This is a genomic window from Marinobacter sp. (assembly GCF_033722735.1).
Lineage (GTDB): Bacteria > Pseudomonadota > Gammaproteobacteria > Pseudomonadales > Oleiphilaceae > Marinobacter.
The window spans coordinates 145953-169091 of the sequence record NZ_JAWVYN010000006.1 but is presented as its reverse complement, the minus strand read 5'-3'; the positions used below and the strand labels follow the sequence as shown (position 1 = coordinate 169091).

The following is a 23139-nucleotide window of genomic DNA, read 5'->3' as shown; positions in this document are numbered from 1 at the left end:
GAGCACTGAATCGAGTCGTCGATGAGCTCAATAATCGCCCCAGGAAACGACTGGGGTATCGGACACCGGCAGAGGTGTTCTGGGGTGAATATTCCGGAGCACTACAAACGAGCGGTGCTGCACTTATTGTTTGAATTCAGGCCCCCTGATTCGTATGACCTCTCCTTCTGAATGGTCGAGTAGAGCAATTGTTGATTGGCCGTCAGGTAGGGAACTCTTTGCAAGTTGGATCCTCCTGTTTGGTATCTTGCCCATTGACCGGCACAAGTTCTATTTCCAAAGCATCGATGGCCAAAAGGGTTTTGCGGAAGAGTCCAACTCTTTAACAAATAGATTTTGGCATCATCGGCGGGCTATCTCTAGAAATGGGGAATCATGCAGGATCACTGATACCGTTGAATTTCAATGTAGGTTGCCCTTGCTGACATTTGTTTTGGCACCGATTTACCGAGCCGTCTTCAGGCATCGACATAAAATCCTGAGGGCACACTACGGGGGCAGCACCAGTTAAATAATAGAATATAGGGAGGGATGTTCAGAACGATTTAATAATATTTTAGGTGTCCCAAGGAAAGAGTAAGAAAGCCAACATCACTGCCTTACGAGGCATTAAAAGCCAGCTCTGGACCGCGAGGTACAATCCGTCTGGGGTTGATAAAATCGTGACTGTAATAGTAGTGTGACTTGATGTAGTCCATATTCACGGTCTCCGCCACTCCTGGATATCGGTAGAGCACACGGAGATACTTGGAAAGATTGGGATAGTCGTCAATTCGTCGAAGGTTTTTTTTGAAGTGTATGTAGTACACGGCATCGAATCGAACCAGCGTAGTGAACAAGCGCCAGTCACATTCTGTGAGACAATCCCCCAGTAGATAATTCTGCTTGTCGAGCCGTCGCTCCAATTCATCAAGCGCGTTAAAAAGCTCATCGAAGGCTTGATCGTATGTCGACTGATCTATCGCGAAACCGCAACGATAAACACCGAAATTCACGCTCTTCTGAATACCTTCGTTCAAAGTGTCGATCTCTGCCGCCCTCCCCTTATCAAAAAACCAAGGCCTGTCGTTGAACGCAAGATCAATCATTCTCATTATTTCAGCAGAGTCGTTACTGACGATGGTATGATTTTTCTTGTCCCATAGTACCGGGACACTCACACGCCCCGAATAGTCCGGCTTCGCCTTCAGGTAAATATCCCGTAGGTATCGATGCCCAAATAGCTCGTCGCAATATGCCGTGTCGGGCTCGAAAGTAACGGGGTCAGGTCTTGCCTTTTGCCCTTCCGGCCTGAGTAACAGCCAAATAGCAAAAGGCAAGATCTGACCCCAAGCTGTGCATGAGGGGGTAGCACGCCGCCGATAGCCGACCGGGACTATAGGTTGAGTAAGGTTTCTGTTTCCTCAACAAAGGCTCTGATGATCGCCTTGTTGCGATGACGCTTCGGGTAAAGCGCATGGACGGGAACGTCATTGAGCTTTGCCTGGGGGATCTTGGCGAGTTCACCTGAATCAATAAACTCTTGTACCAGGTGGGGTGGCATCTTGGCGTAGGCCAGCCCAGCGAATAAGCAGGGTAATGCGGCGGTAAAGGTAGTTAGCCTGGCAAGAACGGGCGGGTTTACATCAAACGGGGTGCCCTCCCAATGGCCCGCAACACCTGACGATATACCAAAAAACTCGATAATGGGCGTGGAAGAGAGCCTCTGCGGACTCGTAATGGTGTTCACTAAGGTCGGAGATGAGACTAGGACGAAACTGCTTGTCGTTAGCTGCTTACCGATGAGGTTAGGATCATTTATTACCCCTGTCCGGATGGCAAGATCAAAATCTGACTCAATCAACCCGAGGAGTCGATCGTCTCCCAACAGTTCAACCACCGTTTCAGGGAAGCGTTTCTGAAACCTGGGAATGGCCTTAGGAAGAAGTGAAATGGTCATTTCAAGTGGCGCGGTGACCCTGAGCCTTGTCATTGCCGAGCCTGGCGCGTAGCAATCGTCCAGCGCCAGTATGGCTCCTCTTAGTTTCAAGAGTGTTTCATGAGCTTCTTGCGCAGGGCGAACACCCCGCCCGCTGCGTACCACTAACCGTCTGCCCAGCTCAGCCTCAAGTTCCTTGACTCTCCGGCTGATGGTCGATGCCGGAACACCAAGTTGAGCGCCCGCCGCTGAAAAGCTCCCTAACTCAATTGCCAGTAATACAGTACGAATGGTGACGGTGTTCATGGGGCACTCTTCTTTTGCGCTTTACGCAAACCTTGTTTGCTCTATGACATATTACGCAAAGCCCGAGGAGATTGGTACTGTAATACGGTGATACTAACTGCTCGGAGAAAAAACATGTCGGTTCCAACTATTGCTGTATTCGGTGCAACGGGGTCTCAAGGTGGTTCGGTGGTGCATTACCTTAAAAGCAGTGGCCAGTACCATGTCAGAGCATTAACCCGTAACCCAGCCCGATACGACGGTCCGGCCGATGAGGTTGTTGCGGCAGACCTGAATGATGAACAATCCTTGTCGCAGGCACTGGAAGGGGTTTACGGCGTTTTTCTTGTTACCAACTTTTGGCAAGAAGGCACCGACGAGATCGCTCAGGCGAAGGCAGCTATTCGCGCTGCGAAGGCCGCCGGTGTAAAGCACTTGGTTTGGTCCTCGTTGCCGGACGTGGCGGCAATATCTGACGGAAAATGGAACGTCCCTCACTTTACCAACAAAGCGCAGATTGACCCCATTGTGCGCGAGGCGGGGTTCCCAGTTCATACCATCGTACAACCGGCCTTTTATTTTGAGAATTTGCTCGGCGCTATGGCGGCAAGTGATTTAGGTGACGGGACCAAGGGGTGGGCCATTCCCATCGACCCGAATGCACGGGTTATTCACATGGGGTCCGTGGCACAGATGGGGAAACTGGTAGAGCGGGCCTTCTCAACGCCTGAAAAGAGCCACGGCAAAACGCTTTCAATGGCGGCCGGCCTCTACAGCTTCTCTGATATTATTGCGGCCTTTAATAACGCGGGCAAATCATATTCCGTTGTACAGGTAACACAGGAGACATTTGCTGATCTGTTCCTGGGCGCCAAGGAAATCGGTCAAATGATGGGTTATTTCGAAGATCACACGTATATGGGGCCCGAGGCCAATGAACACCTTGCGGTAGCCGAACAGCTCAACGCAACGCCGTTGACGCCTTTAGAGCAATGGGTGAAAACCGCATTACAGGCTTGATGACTGCGAAAGGGGTCTGCTAATGAGATCGCGATTTCGGGGTCAGGTCTTGCCTTTTGCCCCCTCTCAGTCTGAAGGCCAAGCGACAAAAAACAAATAACAAGACCTGACCCCGGAAGCTGTCCACCGTTTTATAACGTCCGTGGAAACGGGGTAGAACCCATACAGGGCAAGAAGCCAAAACTCATTACAAAAATAACTCCAGCCTCAATGCGGATACGGCCAAGCTTAGCGATTGCCAATTCGGTTCTGTGGCCTGCGAGCAAGGAGCCCAAGGATCTGATACCTTCAGAGATCTTTAAGTCCCACATTAAAAAAAATAAAGAAAGTTCGTTGGCAGCAAAGGTTGCTCGTGCGGCGGTGTCTTTACCTGGTGCTATGGAGAAGGGTCTGGAGTTTGACTATAAAAATAACATGTACTGAGGTTATTCTTGCTCACCACGTAACAATTTCTGGCTCAAAATTTCTGGGTCAGATCTTGCCTTTTGCCCATCCCGAGCTGAAGCCAAACAAATATCCGGGACAGGTGTATATTGCAGCCCCTCAAGCTAGTTCGACTAGCGCTGCCCCGTTTCTTCTTTAACGATTTAAAAACTTCGGAGATAGAAATGACGTATCCGATCGACGGCTCATGCCAGTGTGGCGGGGTAACATACCAATTGTTTTCGGCTCCTCTGATGGTTGTTGCGTGTCACTGCAAAGAATGCCAAAAACTCTCTACAAGTGCGTTTAGCATCACGGCGATTGTAGATGCTGATGCCGTAGAGTTTCAGGGCAATATGGTTGAGTGGAGCAGGGTCGCGGATAGCGGCAATACAAGTGGCGCAAAGTTTTGCCCAACCTGTGGAAATCGGATTTATCATTTTGATCCGAAGGAACCCGGAAAAATCAAACTCAAACCATCAAACCTGTCAAATACCAGCATCATTCAACCGACTGCTCATGTATGGGTGAGCGAGAAGCAAGACTGGTACTCCATACCAGAAGGTGTAGCCGTGTATGACAAACAGCCATAATTCAGCTGTCGCTGTGGCCCAGCCTGCTTTCGCTCTTAGGCGTCATGTACGGACCGGCGCTGCCAAGCGGCCTCAGGCAGCGTCCTCTTTGCCCCCCTTGGCCGCACCGGGCATCTTGTCGCTCAGCTCCATCAGCGCCGAGCCGTAGAAGTCCACCTGGTCCTCAATGGGTTCGCCGAACTGGAATTCGGCGATCATTCCATTGAGTTCATTGGCGAATTTCAGTAACTGTTCGGTCTGTGCAGAGCTTTCTTTCGCCCTATCGGACGAGGTTCGGGAGATTGCGCTGATGTGCTTGATGTCCGTGTTCACCTTGCCGGTGACTTGGTCGTAACGGGACGCGGTCTCGGCAAACTGCCCCGTTACCTCACTCAAGGCCCCGATGCTCGAGAGAATCCGGTCGAGGGTCTGCTTCAATTGACCGGTTTCTTCCATACTGCGCTCGGCCTCACCGCGGCCATCGCCCATGGTTTTCACCACCTCATCGACGCTACTGACCACCCGGTCGATGGTGTCCTGAATCTGCTGGGTGGACTCCTCCACCTTAAAGGCCAGGCTACGCACCTCTTCAGCCACCACGGCAAAGCCCTTGCCTTGCTCGCCGGCTCGGGCGGCCTCGATGGCGGCATTGAGAGCCAGCAAGTTGGTCTGCCCGGCAATACCCTTGATGGCGTTGAGGATGTCCACGATGCTTTCGGTGTCCTCGCCCAACCGGTTGACCACGTCACTGGCGTGCTGGACCTTCTGACCGAGTTGATTGACGTTCTGTATGGCCTGGTCCGCCACCCTAAGGCTCTGACTGGCTTCCCCGTGGGTTTCCTCGCAGTCGCTTTTGGCCTGCTGCGAGCGGGTGCTGTAGTCACGGACCATGCGATTGAGGTCTTCCACCGTCCCCGAAATCTCGTCGAACAGCTCCAACTGCTCCGACGAACCTGAGCGGATGTCATGGGAGGATCGTTCGAGCTGGTCGACCACGGCCAACACCGCCTGGATCTGGTCGTGCAATTTCTTGACGGTGTTGTTGTAGGAAGAAACCAGGATATTAAACAGCGTACCAATGTCCCCGGCCTCGGTGCCCACTTCCACAGGGACACGCGCCTGCAGGTTGCCTTCGCCACCATGGTCCTTGGGCAGAACCTTCTTCATCGCGTCCATGATCTCCATCAGCCCGGTGGAGGTACCGTGCTCGTAGATATTGAGGCCGATTCTTTCGGCATCGGGGGGGACCCGCAGCAGCCCGGCCTGCTTCAGCAGCAAAAAGAGCACCAATCCTGTCCCGAAGGCCCATGCGAAGACGCTGGCGGCTCCCATGAGCTGGATACCAAGTTGCTCCATGAAGGTACCGGAGAAGGCCCCCTCCTCGGCAAAGAACACCAACCCGACTGTGCCCCATACGCCGGCAAAGCCGTGGGCCGGCACCACATTGATGGGATCGTCGATTTTCCAGACGATGGCCATCAGCCACTCAAAGAAATAGGCCACCACGCCACCGAAGAAGCCCAGCCACAAGGCACCCCAGGGGCTGACAATATGACAGCCGGCCGTGATCCCGACCAGGCCGCCGATGATGCCGTTGAGCAGACGGCCGATGTAAACATCGCCACCGCTCAGGGTATAGGAAAGCAGGAATCCGGCCACCCCGCCGGCTGCGGCGGCAATGCTGGTATTGACGATAATCCGGGGTACGCTTCCGTCCGCCAGCAGGGTGGAACCGCCGTTGAAGCCGAACCAGCCGAACCAGAGGATCAACACGCCGATCACCGCCATCACCTGGTTGTGCCCCTGCATCCGCACCACCCGTCCATCCTCGTTGTAGCGGCCGATACGTGGGCCCAGGACGATGGCGCCAGCCAGGCCAATCCAGGCGCCCACTGAGTGCACCACCGTAGACCCGGCAAAATCGATGAAGCCCTGCTGGGCCAGCCAGCCTTCTCCCGACCAGATCCAGTAGCCGGAGATGGGGTAAATGAAGGCGCTGGTAAACAGGGCGACGATCACGTAGCCGATGAAGCGGATGCGCTCGGCCACCGCCCCGGAGATGATGGTGGCCGCCGTCCCGGCAAACGTCGCCTGGAAGATGAAGAAGGCGTAGTCCATCGGCTCGACGGCCTCACTGAGGGCGAAATTTGAGGCGCCGAACAGGCTGCTGTTACTGGCACCGAACATCAGCCCGAAACCGAGCAGGAAATAGACCACTGTCGCGGCGGTGAAGTCGAGGATGTTCTTGAGTGCTACGTTGATGGTGTTCTTGGCCCGGGTGAGGCCAGATTCGAGCGCGGCAAAACCGGCCTGCATCAGGAAGACCAGAGCCGCCGCGAGGATAATCCAAATCAGGTTTAGGTGCTGCTGAATCGCTTCTGCCGAAGAGGGATCCACTTCAAACCTCCATAAGTCATCGCGTCCGAAATCAGAGGCCATGTCCCTATGAAAGTTCTATTGCTAAGAACCAACTTGCATCGCATTGCAACCATTTAGCAAGATTAACAACGTCTTCCCTGCTTTGCATCAGGAAAACCGGAGCCGATCTAATTTTAGGCCCGTAGAGTCAAGAAAAATTAAATCTGTCCCGGCCTCACTGTTGCGTGATGCGCCACTTGCTACGCAATTAAAGGGCCAGATTGCTTTTCCTCTGATCGATCCACCTCTCCCCCTCCTATCCTGCCAACATCGTCCCCGTCCGGTTTCCCGCTGGGAGCTAAAGGTTGACAACCAAGCCTCCCATCGACAATGATCGTGAAATGAAAACAAACTCTCAGCACCACACAGTCCGAATTACCATCATTCCATAGGAATGGTGGGCTGCGTGATGCGCTTTTGAGTTATCAAACCCACCCTTGAGGTGGGTTTTCTGTTTCTGCCTCATGGGAATGATCCATTTCAGGAGACAGCATGAGGAAGATCGCCGTATTTGGTAAGCCGGGAAGCGGAAAATCCACGTTGAGCAAAGCGCTGGCGTCAGCGACAGGCATTCCACTGCACCAGCTCGATTCGATCGTCTACAAGAAAAATGGTGAGCTGGTGGATCGCCAAACCTACGACGAGGCGCATGAGGCTATCCTGTCGTCGGACAGCTGGATCATTGATGGATTTGGCCCCATGGATTCGTTCAATCAACGCCTGAACGCTGCCGACACGCTGGTCTATATTGATCTCCCCTACTTAACGAGCTACTGGTTTGTAACTAAACGCTTGCTAAAAGGGCTGGTCGCAAAACCGGAAGGCTGGCCGGATGGCAGCTCGGTTCTCAAAGGCACGCTGGAAAGTTATAAGGTGCTACGACTGTGCCCGAAATTCTGGAACGCGGATTTTAGGGGCCGATTGGAGAAGCTATCGGCTGATAAGTCCATTCACATCGTTAAGTCGGTTTCTGAGCTGGATACGTTTATTACAGGGGTTAGATCGTCTTTTTAAAGGGCCCATCTTTCAGGGTCAGGTCTTGCCTTTTGCCCTTCCCGGCCGGAAGTCAAAGGATAGAAAGCAAAGGACAAGACCTGACTGCCGACACGTAACTTCATCAAAAATGCCCCTTTCCAGCACACCCTAGGCGTTGTAACGTCTTAACAGCGCGGTCCTATCCATCTAACCCGGAGAATGCCATGGCCTCCCCCCTCGTGACCACCGATTGGCTGCAAGACAACCTGGATAACGAACAGCTGGTGCTGATCGATGCGAGTATGGCCAACGTCGTTGGCAAGGAGCCGATCACCTATGACAGCCCCGTGTTGATCCCGGGTAGCCGCCGGGTCGATCTGGAGGGCACGCTATGCGATACCGGATCCTCCCAGATTCATGCTTTCCCGACGGAAGATCAGTTCACTGAGGAAGCCCGGCGACTGGGTATTGGGCCGGAGAGCCTGGTGGTGCTCTACGACAACCAGGGCATTTACTCGGCACCTCGCGCCTGGTGGATATTTCGGGCGATGGGTTTGAGCAATGTTTTTGTCCTGGATGGCGGTCTTCCACAATGGCTGGCCGAAGGGCGGGCCACCGTGGCCGCGCCAGTTGCGGACGCGACCACGCCTGGCCGTGTGGCAGGCAATCTCGACCCCAGCCGGGTACGAGATTCCGCCTACGTATTCCAGCATTTGGAGAACGGTCAGGTAACGGTCATCGACGCGCGCTCCCGGGCACGTTTCCTGGCTCAGGCGCCAGAGCCCCGGCCCGGTGTGCGCGGTGGGCACATTCCTAATTCCCTCAGTCTGCCGTTTACCGAGGTGCTGGATGGCTATCGCTTCAAGCCCGCCAACCAGCTGGCGGCAACCTTTGCCAACCTCGCTCCCCATCTCAAGCCAAACCTCACCCCCAACAGTGGGCACCAACTGGTCTTCTCCTGCGGCTCCGGTATCACCGCCTGCATCATCCTGATGGCGGCCGAGTTGGCCGGGTTTGAAAAGCTATCGCTGTACGACGGTTCCTGGGCTGACTGGGGAAGCGATGAGTCGTTGCCGGTGGCATAGCGCCTTCCCTACTCGCATTCTCAGCGCCGGTGCCACAGATTTCCAAGACGTTGCAGCATCGCCCGCACAACCTCTTGCCGGGCCCGGCGATGATCACGCTTGACCTGCTCAAGGTTAACGCCCCCCATGCCATCCCGATACCTGGGCGATATGCTGGACGCTGGCGAGTCAACGATGCTCCGCTCTGATACGTCGTCCTTCTCGCGGAAGACTAACGGGTTGCGGGCATGGGTGTACGCCATCTCTGCTGAAATCAACATGTCTCTGTCCTCCCGGAGCCGCACCGGATTGCGGGGCTCCCTGGTTATCTTTTGAGTTCAGGTACATGGTAATGTTGTTCTAAACTGCAAACTATTCCCTAAGTGTGAGAACAGACATTGCAAAAACGTACAGATAAACAGCCTGACAATTCCTCCGCTGCAACACAGAAAACGCGGAGCAATCTGGCGTGGAATGACTTTGAGCTGGTGCTCGCCATTGCAACGGCGGGCTCGCTGTCTGGCGCATCACGGGCATTGGGCGTAAGCCACGCCACGGTTTTCCGAAGGTTGGGCGATGTTGAACAGCGCCTGGGCGTGACCCTCTTCGAGCGAAGCCGGAGCGGTTACCGGCCGACGCTGGCCGGGGAAGAACTTGCCGACACCGCACGGATTATGGACGAGGCCGCCCTGGCCGCCGAGCGAAAAGTGGCCGGTCGCGACCTGGAGCCCAGTGGCGAGATCTGGACCACGACCACAGACTCCCTGCTGATGGGGCTACTCGCACCGCTGTTCACGCAGTTCCGGAATAAATACCCCGGCATCGTGCTGGACGTTGCAGTGTCCAACCAGTTGTTCAACCTCACACGCCGGGAGGCGGACGTTGCTATCCGACCGTCCAACCGTCCCCCGGAAAACCTGATTGGCCGGCCGCTGGCCTCCATCGGTCAGGCCGTTTACGGACACAGGGATCTCGGCCTGACGCCTGGCACCCCCATCGAGACCCTGGCCCATCAGCCCTGGATTAGCGCCGGGCCACGACTGCAGGATTCACAGGTGAACCAGTGGATGGAGACTAACGCGCTGAAGGAAGCCTGTGTCTACCGTGTTGATACCCTGGTGAGCATACTCAGCGCTGTTCGCTCCGGTATGGGGCTGGCCGTCATTCCCTGCTATCTCGCTGACAAAGACCCCGATATTATCCAGCTCACCGACCCCATCCCCGAGCTGGAATACCGCCTTTGGTTCCTGATGCACCCAGACCTGCGAGGTGTGGTGAGGATTCATGCGCTGATGGACTTCCTGACGGATGCTGTCCGGGCGCAGGAACAGCACCTGGCCGGGCGGCTTTTAGGATGATCGGCCCTAAGCCCTCAGCCCAATGCTTCCAGGGCACTGCATACGGCTTGGGTTAACTGCTTCGGATAAACCTGGGTCAGTGTGACCGAATCACAGTTCTGAAACTGACGGAACTGCCCAACGGCGTCGACCAGGGCCGAGATCACCGCATCCTGGTCATGACTGTGGGGTTCCAGATGCAGTGACTTGATTTCCAACAGCCTGATTTTCCGGTGGGCCTTGCAATCCATCCGGCCTATAAATTCATCGCGGTACAGCAAGGGCAAGCAGAAGTAGCCGTACTGTCGCTTGGCTTCGGGCACGTAACATTCGATCTGGTAGTCGTACTGGAACAGGGCCTTGAGCCGGTCACGCTGAATCACAGTGTTGTCGAAGGGCGACAGAATCTTTACCCGGTTATTCAGCCTTGGAAGGGGGGACTCAAAGGCGCCCGCTTCCATCAAGAACACGTCGCCACCATTCACCTGGGCCTGTTCCAAGGCACCCTCCGCCAGTCGGTCACTGACCTGAGCCTTCACCGCCTTGCGCAGTGCCGTATTGCGGCGAAGGTAAGTCAACCCCTTCAGTGACACCAGCCCATGGCAACGCAACTGTTGGTCAATGAGGTGCTCGGCAAACTCCTCTATGCTCGGGAGTTCTGTATTGACGTGCGCGGGCAACACCCGCTCGGTCAGATCGTAGGTTTTCTGGAAACCATCGCGGTCGCTGACCATCAGGTCACCTTCCATGTACAGCTGTTCCAAGGCCTTCTTCGCAGGCTTCCAGTCCCACCAACCGGCCTGTTTGCTGGTGCCGGTTTCCAGATCCCGTGACCTGAGAGGACCATCGAAACGGATGCGAGCCAGCAACTCCGCCATCAGTTTCCTGTCCGGGCTTCGGTACCAGTGGGTTTGCCCGCTCTTGATGGCCTGTTTGTAGGGTAAGGAAAACCGAAAATCGTCGATTGGCAGGAATGCGGCCGCGTGAGACCAGTACTCGAAGATGTCGCGGTTGCGTAACATCCGGTCGACCATCGCCGGTTCGAACCCGGGTACCCTCGAGTGAAGCACGTGGTGATGGGCGCGCTCCACCACCGAGATGGTGTCGATCTGCACATAGCCCATGTGGCTGATCGCTCTTCGTGCCCCTGCCAAGCCACTCCCGAAGGGTTGTCGCTGCAACAACCCCTGGGCGCTCAGGGCCAGGCGACGCAGTCGCGCAAGATCCTTTGGTCGTCGAACTTCAATCATAGCCCTGCCACCTTAACGTTGGCCTCACAGCCTGTTGGTATCATCACTGGGTAATTGCATAGTGATCTTACTAGCTGAAGGTCTCCCTGACTTGCAACGTGTTGGCAATTGGGCCAGTTTTGCCCTGCCCCCAGGATTAAACCCAACTCCAAGTCGCCGTCGCGAAGCATCCTCGTGAGGACAAATGTTCAGAAAATGGTTTAATCATCTTGGTACCACACTCTACGTTCAGCTGTGGGAAAATCGACTCAAAGTCACTGATAGCGGTACTGGCAGGACGTTTGATGAGACTCCCAAGATCAAGATCGTCACGAACCAAAAGGGTGAGAAAATCATCTCTGCAATTGGTACCTTGGCGGATAACACTCAGGAACCAAACTCGGCGGTGATCAATCCGTTCTCTCATCCCCGGACGTTGCTGGCAGATTTCACCGCCGCCGAGAAGGTTCTGCAACATGCGTTCAAGACGTTATCCGGTAACAAGTATCTCTCCCCCTCACCCGCCGTTGTTATCCAGCCAATGGAAAAGGTGGACGGAGGGCTAACCCAGATCGAGCACAAGGCCTTCAAAGAACTGGCTCTTGGCGCCGGCGCCCGCGATGCGATTGTATACGAGGGGGAAGAGAGCTCTCCCTCGAGCATCAACTTTGCCAAGATGGCCAATGAGCACACAGCGACGCCGGAGGCTCAAAAGTCGACGCTTCCTGCAACAGTGGTCACGGTCTTAATGGTGACGGTCTTGTTATTCATCGTTTTAGCAGGCTGAGTTCCCAGTTGAGGGAGGGATAAGCCGGACAGATTGAAGCAGTACCGGTTTTCCCCTGATTCGTTAACCCAGACAGTGAAGCCGATTTGTAAAATGCGCACTCTTAACTACTCATCAGTCGATATTTCAGGCTTTGCGGGCATCCGTGAGCGGGTTCTGGTACGGGATCGTGGCCACTTTGGCCACTCCCAGGTTGATGAGGTGCGCGATGGCTTCGGCGCCTGTGTCTATTTGGCGCATGCCTATTTTACCCCTGGTGGCAGTACCGGCCTGCATCACCACCAGGATGTGGATATCGTTTCCATTTTCACCAGGGGCGAGGTGGTTCACAAAGGGACCTTGGGCGATGGTGATCGCTTTACCCCTGGCCAGGTGTTGGTGCAATGCAGCGGCCCGAAAAGCTTTAGCCACAACGAAATCAATGCCCTGCGCGACATATCCGGCATGGTGCAATTATGGTGTGTGCCCAGCAGCGACAGTGCCAGGCAGCAAAAGCATGAGGTGGTCACCCTGCCTGAGAGCGGGCTACAGCGAATCTATGGGGGAGCGGCAAACGATCCCCTGACCCGCATTGCCAGTGATACGCAACTGGATATTGCGGTACTGACGGGCGATAGCCTCCTGGAAATCAAAGGCCCAAGCCGTCTGTATGTATTTGATGGTGAAGCACGGGTGAGTGAAGACCGGCAGCAGATTACGTTACCCCGAGGAACCTTATGTGATGGCGAAGATTTGACCCTCGAAGGTGAATGTAATGTGCTGATCCAACGACGGCTTTATCAGTCTTAGCGAATTGACCAGAAGAATGCATCGGGCTCAGGTCGTTAAATCTTTGTCGAAGACTTGAAGGATCCATGAATCCGGGATAGACCGATTCTAGGGACGGCGAAAATAGGGTCTAGTTTCCAGTAACCATCCGGCGGGTCCTACCGTTGTTATCACGGCACGACTTTGACGCTGTTGAAGCGCAAACGCTTTCCCAGAAGGCAATGAGCTTCCTAAGGTTTGCAATGCCACGGATTTAATGAGTTTATAGCGCTATGCACGTTCCTTTCTGGCTAACCACTGCCCTGCTCTTCCCGGTCCTCCTGTATCAGGGCTGGCGCACCCGGAAGAAAACGCCCCGGTTGCCTGAAGCCCAGGGGGCACCTTGCGGCCAGTACGGTGAAGGCGCACCGGATATGCGTCTTTTGATTCTCGGCGAGTCCACGGCCGCTGGCGTAGGCGTCACCAGCCATGATCAGGGCCTGGCCAGTCAGCTTGCCCGGAATTTGCATAAGCAATCCGGCCAAACCGTTGCCTGGCACACTGTCGGCCTGAACGGAATCCGTATGGGCCAGCTCAACCGGAAACTGGCAAACCTGCAGTTACCGCAGGCCGACGTGGTTTTGCTGAGCATGGGCGTCAATGACACCACTGGCTTCACGCCCCGATATCGGTTTCGACGGCAACTGTTGGCGCTTCGCAGCAGGCTTGCCGCGTGGCACGCTGGGCCGGTCTACCTGTTGAGCGTGCCTCCCATGCACCTGTTCACGACATTGCCCTCCCCGCTCCGGCAAATCCTTGGGTGGCGGGCGCGGCAGCTAGATCGGGTCTATAAGCAGTTGGCCAGACAGTCCCCCGGGGATTTTCAGTACCGAAGTTACCCGCCTGGCACCGATGCCTCGCTTCTGGCGAGCGATGGCTATCACCCGAGCGACAAGGGTTACCAGGCTATTGCAGAAGCTCTGGCTAACGATTACTTATCAATAAAGGTGCCGTAGTTTTGCAAGACGTTGTAAAACCCGAACCGATTGATTTGAAGGGATAATGGCATTGCACTGGCTTGCGCTCGGACCCGCGAGGCGTGGTGAGGATTCATGCCCTGATGGATTTTCTGACGAATGCCGTCCGGGCGCAAAAACAAAAATCCGGGACAGAGCTAGTTAAAAGCCATTCGCCATCTAGGCCAAAAACAGCTCTGTTCCGGTTTTCGACATTAGACCTTAATGCTTTTTTGGACGCTGAGTGCTGGCGTCTAGCCCCCCAAACAGGCCCTGGTCACCAGGCTGCTTGGGCTGTTGACTGTGTTGTGTTCATAATCACGAAGTTTTTCAGGAATGAGCTATAAGGTTCCATCCTACGAAGGGCTTGCTCGTATTCGGCAATGACCTCGGCGGGAACATTGCTGGAAAAAACAGTGTATAGGCCGGTTGCTTGTTCGGGCAGCTCGATGATGCGGACGTTTTTCTGGAAACCGTAGATGGCTGCGTTGCTATACAAGTCAAGGCTATCAGCAGAATACACGGCGTCGAGCCGCCCCCATTCCATAATTTGGTAGCCACGATGAATGACTTTCTCGCCATGGATACTGAAGGTTGCCAGACCCTCCAGCATCGGAGATAAATAGCCATCCGCGTAGACCCCAATTCTCAGGTCGGCTAGTGCGTCAAAATCCGTGATGTCCTGTATTCGGGAAGGTTGCATGACCATTAAGGCCGGGCGCATTTGGAAGAAGGGCTTCTCGGGAAATCGAAACATGCCGTCCCGCACCGGATTCTTCGCCATAGCCAGTGCAACGTCTATCTCGCCCATAGCCAAAGCATGCACTAGTCGGGAGAGCGGTAGCGCCCTGCTTTGAACCTCCAAGGTTACTCCCATTGAAGCGGCAATCTTGTGCAGGTATTCGATGGCTGGACCTTGCGCATGGTTCCCTGCCGATTTTGCACCGTATACATGCGGAGGCAACTCGAAAAAGCCAACTTTGAGCGACCGGCCCGCCGAGGTGGAATGCCAGCCTCCAATGGCCGCAGCCAGGACGACAATCAATAACTTTTTAAACAACATGTCGGAGTATCCCGGAGTCGCGGTCAAGGTGATGCGATACGGATCAGTTTATACTCGGGTGGTGTGGCTACCCAGAGTTTTTTTGGCATTAACAGCCTATAAAGACTCTGATTAATTCCGGATCTTCGCCCCATGCGCTTCCCACCCTGGGAACAATACAACCCACACCCGCCACAGGCACTGCAGTGCGGCTCAAGGTTCGCCTTGGCGTAGGTTGCCCGCAAACGTACGGTCGAGCAGAGCCTGTAACCACGGGAGCGGAGGCATTCCACGGCAAACCAGTATGGCCCCGGTTTCCCTCATCGCTGGCCGCGGAAAAGGTCCCTGCCCTGATGGTCCTTTTGACGAATGCCGAACGAACGCAAAAGCAGCGCCTGGCCAGGCAGTCTTTACGCCAAGCTGCCCGGCCAATAGCGAACTAAGGCCTTCCTACTCCAGCGATTCCCGAAGGCGATTCGAGGCCCGCAGCAGCAGGGCCTCTTCGGCACTGATGGCCGTCATGCCCCGGGTCTTCTCCAGCAGGGCCAGCGCCTCTTTCTCCTCGTCAAGTTTCAGCTTTGCCCGGGCGTACTCGTAATACACGCCCGGAAAATCCGGTGCTAACTGCATGGCCCTTTTGAACAGCTCTTCCATCGACGATTCTTTCGCACCGTAGGTCATCCGGGCAATCAGGCTTCCGGCCTTTTCGATGATGCCCGACTGAACGCCACCGAATAAAGTGACGGCATAGATGTTGTCGGGATCGTCCTCCAGCAGCGCTTCCAGAGTGTCGATGACCTCCGAGGTATAACCGGTACCCATGGCTTCGGAGGCAGACAGGTTCTCCAGTATCCGAGCCTTACCGTAGGCGTTGCCAAATCGGATCATCGGATGGTCTGGCGCCATGGGCATGATGTCCTCCGTCAGGGTGATAACCTCTTTGAGCAGCCGTCTTCGCGACTCCTCATCGCTTTCGATCAGCGTTGCGTAAAGCGCCTGGGCATAAAGCCCCGGGAAGTAGCCGGCCGGACCGAGGGCCAGGCCCAGGTCCCGCGCTTCCCGGAACTGACCGTTAAACAGCAGCGCCCAGGCCCGGCGCAGTTCTCTGGCGTAGGCATCAAAGGAACTGCGCAACTCACCGTCTGAAAGGGCTGCCAGGTCCGGGTGGGAACGGGCTGTCGTTTTAAGATGATTCTGGGTGAAGTCGTACATTTCGGGCCAACGTTCAGCGTCTGCCCGCAGGCTCTCAGCCGTGGGTAAAGGGCCACGAAATCCGTCGGTCAGATCCTGCCAGTGTTCAGCAAGATCCTGTTCTGTGTAACGGAAGGACTGGAGCTCGTCCGGGTAGGGTTGCCAGGTTTGGTCAGCGAAAAGCTGGGGACTGACGATAATAAGCAGGACCAGAGACAGGGCTTTTTGTAGCATTATTGTTTCTCCATGGTTTTTCACAATTCCATCACAGGAGAGAAGGTCGCCCATTGGCTCAGATTCAGGTACGCGGTGCATAAACGTCAATGCTGACTAGGAACATAAAAGGGCTCGACCTTTTGCCGACCGCGACCTGAGGGCCAAAAGACAACAGCTGACCCCGGAAGCGCCGGTTCGCCCCGGGAATCGTCACATCGCGCAGTCCTTACGATTCTCTTTGACAAACGCCATGACACTGTCCGCCGTCAGGTTGAACATCGGCCAAATCTCCATGCCGGCACTCTTCAGCCCCTTCGCGGCCCATTTGTTACTGGTGTTGAGCAAGTGATAGCGGCCCTCCCCCTCATAGAATTGGCTATCGCCATAGAGCCCGCGCTTCAGTTCGATCAGCCTACCAGCGTCATCCCGGCTAAAGCCGCTGGCCAGGTAACGCGTCAGGGACTCGGCTTCCTGGTTGGTGAGGCAGGTGTCGACCACATCGGCCACAGGAAAATACTCCACGGGTGATACCGGTATCGACGCAACATGCATGACAGCACCCCGTGACCAGAAGATTGCCTGCAGTGTTAAGCCCGTTGTGATTTCTTGGGCTTGGTAAAACGCCTCATCGCCCCACCCCAGCTCGTAGTAGGCCGCCTCATGAAATCGATCCTTGAGCTGCGGAACCATCGGATCGAGGTGGTCGGCGGCCAACATGAGCCCCACATGCCAGCCATGGCCGACCACGTACAACCTGATCGTACGGGCATCGCCTGCCCGAGCGTCCGGTTCGATGGCATGGGGTAGTCCGGTGCACCCCGAGAGGCCGAACAACATGAATAGAACGCCGATGGCTTTCATTCCGGTCCTTCATTGAGGCAGGTTCCCGTTTCCTACACTAACACCGAATTAACGGCGCACGTATCGGGGAGAGATGCCCAGGAAGCAGCCCGAGGAGGCCTGGCGGGAATAATCGCGGAAAATCCCGGTCCATACACTGATGACCTCGGTCACAACCGTTACACGCACAGTGTGCAAGCTTGCTGCGTAAGTTTGCCTGAAAAACAGACCCACCGACGCAGGGGGATATCCCATGAACTTTTTCCGGAAAATCAATCTGGCAGTTGCGGAGACATTGGCACTACCGGCCCTTGGAGGCCTCGTGGCGGTCGCCGCGAGGGTGCTAATGGCCCATATATTCCTGATCGCCGGCTACGGGAAGATAACAGGGTATGAAGGAACCATCGGCTACATGGAGTCCATGGGTGTTCCAGGAGGTTTATTGCCTCTGGTGATCATTGTTGAAATTGGCGGTGGGCTTGCCTTGCTATTTGGGTTTCAGGCACGCCTTGCGGCACTGGGATTGGCGGTTTTCTCTGTGCTCGCAGCGTTTAGCTTCCACGCTGCTGACGACATGAACCAGCAGATCCACTTCATGAAGAACCTGGCGATGGCCGGCGGGCTACTGGCGTTTTTCCTGCATGGAGCCGGACCTTTCAGCCTGGACGCTGAAGACCAGAAAGACTGACCTTAGCTTCGAACGCCAGGCCATTCCAGTGGTTGTCCATCGTCGATCAGGCCACCTACTCACAACGGACAGCCCGGTCTAACCTTCAACCACCTTGGACACACGCGCTGACTGCGTCGTGCTCTTTGACGCAACCTGGTCCGGGTAAAGGAAGGGTTACGGGGATTGACTTCGATAATTATCGAACTAACATGCAAAAACAAGTTCGACACTTATCGAAATGAGGTGAGATATGGCCAAGCAATCCCCAATCCCGTTCTGGGCGGCACAGCATGTTCCGGATCAAACCGGCAAGACCTTCCTGATTACCGGCGCCAACAGCGGCATCGGCTTTGAGGCGGCCAAAGCGCTGGCGGCGAAGGGAGGCAAGGTCATCATGGCTTGCCGCAATCTCGCCAAGGCGGAGGAAGCCCGCACCGCCATCCTACAGGCGGTCGGGGCAGCCGACCTCGACCTGATCGAGCTGAACCTGGCGGACCTGACGTCCGTGAGCGCCTGCGCCGACCAGCTCAACCAGCAGTACGAACGCATCGACGTGTTGATCAATAACGCCGGCATCGGCTGGATTCAGCGTCAGGAGACCGCGGATGGCTTTGAGATGCAGCTTGGTACCAATCACCTGGGTCATTTTGCGCTCACGGCCCAGCTGATAGGACTGCTGCGCAAGTCACCGGATGCCCGTGTGGTCTCCATTGCCAGCCTGGCGCATTGGGTGGGCAAGATCCACTTTGATGACCTGCAACCGAACCGGAAGTACAACGGTGCCACCGCCTATTGTCAGAGCAAACTGGCCAATCTGCTGTTTGGCCTGGAACTGCAGCGTCAGTTTGATAACCAGGGGGTGCCGATTCGCTCGATCATCGTCCACCCGGGCATGTCCGCCACCAGTCTCGCCAACGCAGCCCTGGCCGAACGTCACGAAGCCCTGATGAAGATTAGCGAACGCGTCGCGCCATTTGTCGCGCAGGACCCGGCCATAGGCTGTTTGCCAACGCTGTATGCTGCCACCTCGGACAAGGTCCAGGGCGGAGACTACATCGGGCCAAAACACTTCTTTGAGATATTCGGGACGCCGGCCAAGGCCAGAATTGCGCGCCATGCCAAAGACCCGCACATCGCGGCCCAGCTCTGGTCGGTGTCAGAATCGCTGACTGGCGTAAACTATCAGACGGCGCTGGCGGCAACCTGAGTCCTGCGACTTCAAAATACTGTTTATGAACAGCGCCTTAAGTGGCCGTCACAGCGACCAACCGGTCCAGCCTGCGAGGCTTGGCAATGCCATACCCCTGGGCGAAGTCGACCTGAATTTGCCGCAGGGCATCCATTATTTCCAGGTCTTCCACGTATTCGGCGATGGTTTGCATGCCAAGGAAGTGACTCAACTCGTTGATGGATCTGACCAGGGCATGATTGGTCGGGTTGGTCGTCATGTCCTTGACGAACACGCCGTCAATTTTAACGAAGTCCACTGGCAGCCTCTGCAGGTAGGCGTAGGAGGACAGGCCGGTGCCGAAATCGTCGAGGGCGAACCGGCAGTGCAACCTCTTCATCTCACTCATGAAATCCGCAGCGTAGTGTAAGCTGGCGACGGCGGAAGTTTCGGTCACCTCGAAGCACAGCTTGGGGGTCAGTTCGCGATGGCGCTTGAGGCGATATTCCAGCTCATACAGGAACGTGTCATCGCTCAACGATGACCCCGACAGGTTCACGTTGAGGGTGTGAATCCGGCTCATCTCACCAGGGTGATGGGTCATCCAGTTCAGAACCTCATCCACCACCCAAAGATCAACGCGGGAGCTGCGCCGGAACTGTTCGGCCGCCTCGATATAGCCCTGCGGTGATATTTCACGACCGGAGGCATCGGTCAGGCCCAGCAGGAGCTCGTACCGGTCGCCATTTCCTTGACTGCCGGTATCCTCCGCCAGGGCGACGATTTTCTGGGCGCGCAGGTAGAGACTACCGTCGCGAATGCTGCTGTCGATCCGGGACACCCAGGCAATGCCTTTTGCGGTGTCCTCCTGGTCCTCCGCCTTGCGTATTTCAACCCGGTTGCCGCCGAGGCGCTTTACCGCCTTCAGTGAATTGCTGGCCTCGCTCAGCAGGCTGCCGGCGGATACGCCGACGTCTTCCACCGGGCAGACACTGGCGCTCAGGGTGCAGGTATATTCCCCCTCGCCATGGCGGAACGTTTCCGTCTCAAATTGCTGTCGCACCCGGTCGGCAAACCCCTGGCTGTCTTCCGGCGTCATGGGATGAGCGACTACGGCAAACTCATTGCCACCCAGACGGCCGACCGGTGTCTCCAAGGGCAGCTCGGTGCAGGCTTCCTGAAGCAGGGTTGCACAACGTTTGAGCAGGGCATCACCAGCGTCGGTGCCGTAACTGGTATTGATCACCTTGAACTCATCGATATCAAAAGCAATCAACACACAGGCCTCTTCCCCGGAGAGATCCCCCAGGGTCTGGGACAGGTGCTTCTCGAATTCATGCCGGAGCAGACAGCCGGTCAGCGCGTCGTGGGTGGCTTCGAAATTCAGCTTCCGATATACGTCCTGCAGGACATCAAACAGGGCCTGGTCGACGAACGGGATGTCGCCCTGGTCCACCAACATGGCATCCCCGTTGGCCAACTTGGCCACGAACTCCGAAAAGCCGTAGCTCTCCTCACCCAGTCCCCGGGGCGAGAGGAATACAAAGCGAAACACGTCCTCGCCACCCCAAACCAGGCGCATACGGCGCAGTTCGCCATTGTCCAGCTTGACCTCCACCCAGTCGCCGACCTGGATCTGCCGTGCCCGCCGGGACCAGCGACCATCGACCGAGGTCTCGGGCACCGCTGCGCTATCGTGATGACCCGGCGGATAGGCCGTCAGGAAAACCGTTGTCACCTCCTTGTGGTGACGGAGCTGGTCGGTCAGCGTGGATACCACCTCGCGAACCCGGGCTACCTCACCCAGGTTGCGCAGCTCCCGTTCCACCAGGCCCAGGAGCGCATCACTCTCCAGTTCCCGCTCAAAGGCCAGGTGCGCACTGACTTTCCCTGGCACCAACCATAACCGCAGTTGATCAATCACGTTCAGTAGCTCAGTGCAGCCTTGGCTCTTCGGCCCTTCCCTCAAAGAAGCCAGCACAATGAGTTGCTCCCAGCCGCTTTCCAGGAGTTCCAGCAGCACCGTCGGTACTTCGGAGTTGCCGAGCATGGCGTTCAGGCGCCGGCGGACGTCGTTCTGGGCCTCCTTGAGCCGTTGCTTGCCCTCCAGGGTCTTGGAGATGCGCTCGGCATTCCGGATGAACGAGCGGTCCTGGCGTTCCACCAGATGCTTCAATTTCTTGCCGATGGCCTGATACCGCGCCTCGTCGGGCTCTTCCGACTGCATCAGCTCGTCGATAATGGTCGCAACCGTCTCCTCCAGGTTTTTGCTGGAACTGCGCTCGGCAAGACACAATCGCATCAGGTCGTTCACTATCTCCCGGGTAATATGGTGATCCTGGTCCAGGAAATCCGGTGCCTGCAGGAGCATCTCGAACACTGGCAGCCTCAGCTTCTCCAGCTGGCCACGCAGTGACTCGGCCAAGCCAGGCTGTTTTTCCAGCGAACTGAACAGGCGGTCCACCAGCTCCACTTGATCCCACGCTGACTCGTCCAGGGCATCGGCCAGGTCGGCATCCAGGCTGGCAAGGTTACGGATCGCCGCCTGCATGCTGGGGCCGGCCTGTTTCAGGCTTTGGATCAAATCTGATCGGTGGGGCTTGAGGCTTTGGGAAAGCTTCGGATTGGTGGCCGGCCATTCGTCGCTGGCGTGCGCCGCATCCCGCTGCAGCCTCATCATGCGGATAACCGAACGGCTGCCAATGCCGGAAGGCAAATCGGTTGGGGCCCCAGGAACATCTCCCGCTACGCTTGTCCCACCGGGCCGCTCTTCATTCTGAGCCCGTGTCTCTGCCGCCGTGACGCCCTCCGTTTCACGTTGGGACCAGTTGGGAGGCAGGTTGATCAGGTTCAGGGCGTGAAGGCCGCCCCGGAACAGGTCCTTAACCAGCGAATCGGCGGCGGGCCGCCAGACGTCCTTCAGACTGGTCTCAAAGGCCGCGTAGAGTATGCGCCGATGACGCGGTTCAATCCCCAGCCGGTCCAGGGCGAACTGCAGACAATGGCACAGGGACCAGGGTGAGATCGGGTTGATGGCGTCGTTGATGTCCCGGAACGATAGCTGGTTGAGCAACTGGTTCAAGATGAACAGCGTGTTGGTGCTGGCGACCTGTGAGGCCACGGTCTGCAATGTAAGCCAATCCTCAAAATCCGTTTTTTGCAGAACCGTTAACTCTGACGATTTGGCGGGCGCGTTCTCTGGCCTGAGGTGTTGATTGGCCTCCTGAAATTGCGCCGTAAAATCCTGAACAATCTGCGCTTCCCTGCTGCCCAGGAGAAAACGCATATCCTTTAACCGGTTGATTTCCCTGATTTCTGCCGCCGCCTCCAGTTCTTGGTCAATGCCGGTATGGGCCCCCTCGAAGAAGCTGTAAAGCAGGTGCTTGATCATGCGTGAGATGTGTTGCTGGTAAAGCTGTTTCAGGGCTCCCAGTGCCGATGGGTCGGACAAAATGGAAGCTCCGGAGTTCAATAGCGTACTGTCCAGTATCCCCATGCCAGGTACACTGTCTGCGGCGTTGACGGCGTTCTCACAGATCAGGATCAGATCGCCGTCTTTAGTGGGGGTTGTCAGTCCGCATACATGGATGTAGTCGTCCGAATTGCCCTGGTGGGGAAACAGGTAGAGATCAGCCTTAATGGCCTGGCCTTTCTGGAAATGGGCGCGAGCGGAGGGGGACGTCAGGGTGGTGATTGTCAGGGCTGTCGAGCCTTGATTTGGGGATGTCTCGCCGTGATTGCCAATGGCCCTAATAACGCAACCTCCTGGGGGCAGCCCCCGGGTGACGATGATGGCATCCTGCTTGAATCCTGCATTCGGGGATCTATTCTGCACCATTGATCGCTTCCCTGCGCACGCCGCGGGTAGATGTCCAGCTTGTGGGACCTTGCCCCTAACATAGACCACTGGCCTGAAAATTTCCGGTACCACTTGTGACACGGATGGCTGTGGGAGCCCCTGCCGGAGACTCCCACAGGCGACTTTTGCCGCTTCGTGTACTAGATTCCATAGGCGTTGCCCGTTTCTCGAGGGGATATCCGGGGGAACACCATCCTCCTTGCGTGCAGGTTGATGCCACGGTTATGACGGTGCGCAACGGTGTAGAATCTAACAATGGCCTCCTACAGAGCGATGCTCACACTGGGATGGCAGTCTGATTGCCAAGCCCGAGGAGCCGTGGGGAGGTCATTATCGGCGCCAGGCCGCTGAGTGCCCTCAGC

19 protein-coding genes are annotated in these 23139 nt (G+C 56.2%); 10 read left to right on the top strand and 9 right to left on the bottom strand.

Annotation, left to right across the window (positions count from 1 at the left end):
* Window positions 1-599: 599 nt before the first annotated feature.
* Together R3175_RS06835 and R3175_RS06830 are read right to left on the bottom strand one after the other, a co-directional pair.
* Window positions 600-1319, bottom strand: a complete 720-nt coding sequence (locus R3175_RS06835) for a glutathione S-transferase C-terminal domain-containing protein (RefSeq protein WP_318943125.1) — start codon at window positions 1317-1319, stop codon at window positions 600-602.
* A gap of 56 nt (window positions 1320-1375) precedes the next feature.
* Window positions 1376-2224, bottom strand: a complete 849-nt coding sequence (locus tag R3175_RS06830) for a LysR family transcriptional regulator (protein WP_318943124.1) — start codon at window positions 2222-2224, stop codon at window positions 1376-1378.
* Window positions 2225-2338: 114 nt separating this feature from the next.
* Between R3175_RS06830 and R3175_RS06825 the strand changes: the two genes are divergently transcribed.
* A complete protein-coding gene (locus tag R3175_RS06825) occupies window positions 2339-3223 on the top strand; it encodes an NmrA/HSCARG family protein (protein WP_318943123.1) in 885 nt (294 codons plus the stop codon).
* Between the two features lie 608 nt (window positions 3224-3831).
* Window positions 3832-4239 carry a GFA family protein gene (locus R3175_RS06820; RefSeq protein WP_318943122.1) on the top strand — a complete coding sequence of 136 codons (408 nt, stop codon included), beginning with the start codon at window positions 3832-3834 and terminating at the stop codon, window positions 4237-4239.
* A 72-nt stretch (window positions 4240-4311) separates the two neighbouring features.
* Here R3175_RS06820 and amt read toward each other — a convergent pair whose 3' ends face one another.
* Window positions 4312-6615 (bottom strand): ammonium transporter, encoded by a 2304-nt coding sequence (gene amt / locus R3175_RS06815; protein WP_318943121.1) that lies wholly within the window; start codon window positions 6613-6615, stop codon window positions 4312-4314.
* 513 nt (window positions 6616-7128) lie between these two features.
* Between amt and R3175_RS06810 the strand changes: the two genes are divergently transcribed.
* On the top strand, window positions 7129-7650 hold the full coding sequence (locus R3175_RS06810) for a hypothetical protein (protein WP_318943120.1): 522 nt from the start codon (window positions 7129-7131) through the stop codon (window positions 7648-7650).
* A 185-nt stretch (window positions 7651-7835) separates the two neighbouring features.
* Complete coding sequence (locus R3175_RS06805; RefSeq protein WP_318943119.1) at window positions 7836-8696, top strand: sulfurtransferase; 861 nt, start codon at window positions 7836-7838, stop codon at window positions 8694-8696.
* A 20-nt stretch (window positions 8697-8716) separates the two neighbouring features.
* Here R3175_RS06805 and R3175_RS06800 read toward each other — a convergent pair whose 3' ends face one another.
* Window positions 8717-8956, bottom strand: coding sequence for a hypothetical protein (locus R3175_RS06800; RefSeq protein ID WP_318943118.1), 240 nt, complete (start codon window positions 8954-8956; stop codon window positions 8717-8719).
* A gap of 117 nt (window positions 8957-9073) precedes the next feature.
* Here R3175_RS06800 and R3175_RS06795 point away from each other — a divergent pair, with 117 nt between their 5' ends.
* Window positions 9074-10033 (top strand): LysR family transcriptional regulator, encoded by a 960-nt coding sequence (locus tag R3175_RS06795; protein WP_318943117.1) that lies wholly within the window; start codon window positions 9074-9076, stop codon window positions 10031-10033.
* Between the two features lie 14 nt (window positions 10034-10047).
* Here the strand turns inward: R3175_RS06795 and R3175_RS06790 are convergent, their stop codons facing one another.
* A complete protein-coding gene (locus tag R3175_RS06790; protein ID WP_318943116.1) occupies window positions 10048-11262 on the bottom strand; it encodes a winged helix-turn-helix domain-containing protein in 1215 nt (404 codons plus the stop codon).
* Window positions 11263-11446: 184 nt separating this feature from the next.
* Here R3175_RS06790 and R3175_RS06785 point away from each other — a divergent pair, with 184 nt between their 5' ends.
* The 3 genes from R3175_RS06785 (at window position 11447) to R3175_RS06775 (ending at window position 13791) form a co-directional block, all read left to right on the top strand.
* Entirely contained in the window at window positions 11447-12028 is a 582-nt protein-coding gene (locus R3175_RS06785) for a rod shape-determining protein MreB (RefSeq protein WP_318943115.1), read from the top strand.
* Window positions 12029-12061: 33 nt separating this feature from the next.
* On the top strand, window positions 12062-12817 hold the full coding sequence (locus R3175_RS06780; RefSeq protein WP_318943114.1) for a pirin family protein: 756 nt from the start codon (window positions 12062-12064) through the stop codon (window positions 12815-12817).
* A gap of 392 nt (window positions 12818-13209) precedes the next feature.
* On the top strand, window positions 13210-13791 hold the full coding sequence (locus R3175_RS06775) for an SGNH/GDSL hydrolase family protein (RefSeq protein WP_318943113.1): 582 nt from the start codon (window positions 13210-13212) through the stop codon (window positions 13789-13791).
* Between the two features lie 277 nt (window positions 13792-14068).
* Here R3175_RS06775 and R3175_RS06770 read toward each other — a convergent pair whose 3' ends face one another.
* The 3 genes from R3175_RS06770 to R3175_RS06760 all read right to left on the bottom strand — a co-directional run bounded on the left by R3175_RS06770 (window position 14069) and on the right by R3175_RS06760 (window position 17101).
* Complete coding sequence (locus R3175_RS06770; RefSeq protein ID WP_318943112.1) at window positions 14069-14854, bottom strand: substrate-binding periplasmic protein; 786 nt, start codon at window positions 14852-14854, stop codon at window positions 14069-14071.
* A gap of 429 nt (window positions 14855-15283) precedes the next feature.
* Window positions 15284-16258: a tetratricopeptide repeat protein gene (locus tag R3175_RS06765; RefSeq protein WP_318943111.1), complete on the bottom strand. Its 975-nt coding sequence runs from the start codon at window positions 16256-16258 to the stop codon at window positions 15284-15286.
* Between the two features lie 192 nt (window positions 16259-16450).
* Window positions 16451-17101: a TIGR02117 family protein gene (locus R3175_RS06760; RefSeq protein ID WP_318943110.1), complete on the bottom strand. Its 651-nt coding sequence runs from the start codon at window positions 17099-17101 to the stop codon at window positions 16451-16453.
* 232 nt (window positions 17102-17333) lie between these two features.
* On the opposite strand from R3175_RS06760, the gene R3175_RS06755 reads away from it, so the two are divergent.
* Complete coding sequence (locus R3175_RS06755; RefSeq protein WP_318943109.1) at window positions 17334-17768, top strand: DoxX family protein; 435 nt, start codon at window positions 17334-17336, stop codon at window positions 17766-17768.
* Between the two features lie 232 nt (window positions 17769-18000).
* Window positions 18001-18957: an oxidoreductase gene (locus R3175_RS06750; RefSeq protein WP_318943108.1), complete on the top strand. Its 957-nt coding sequence runs from the start codon at window positions 18001-18003 to the stop codon at window positions 18955-18957.
* 37 nt (window positions 18958-18994) lie between these two features.
* Here R3175_RS06750 and R3175_RS06745 read toward each other — a convergent pair whose 3' ends face one another.
* Window positions 18995-22756 carry a DUF1631 family protein gene (locus R3175_RS06745; RefSeq protein ID WP_318943107.1) on the bottom strand — a complete coding sequence of 1254 codons (3762 nt, stop codon included), beginning with the start codon at window positions 22754-22756 and terminating at the stop codon, window positions 18995-18997.
* Between the last annotated feature and the right edge of the window lie 383 nt (window positions 22757-23139).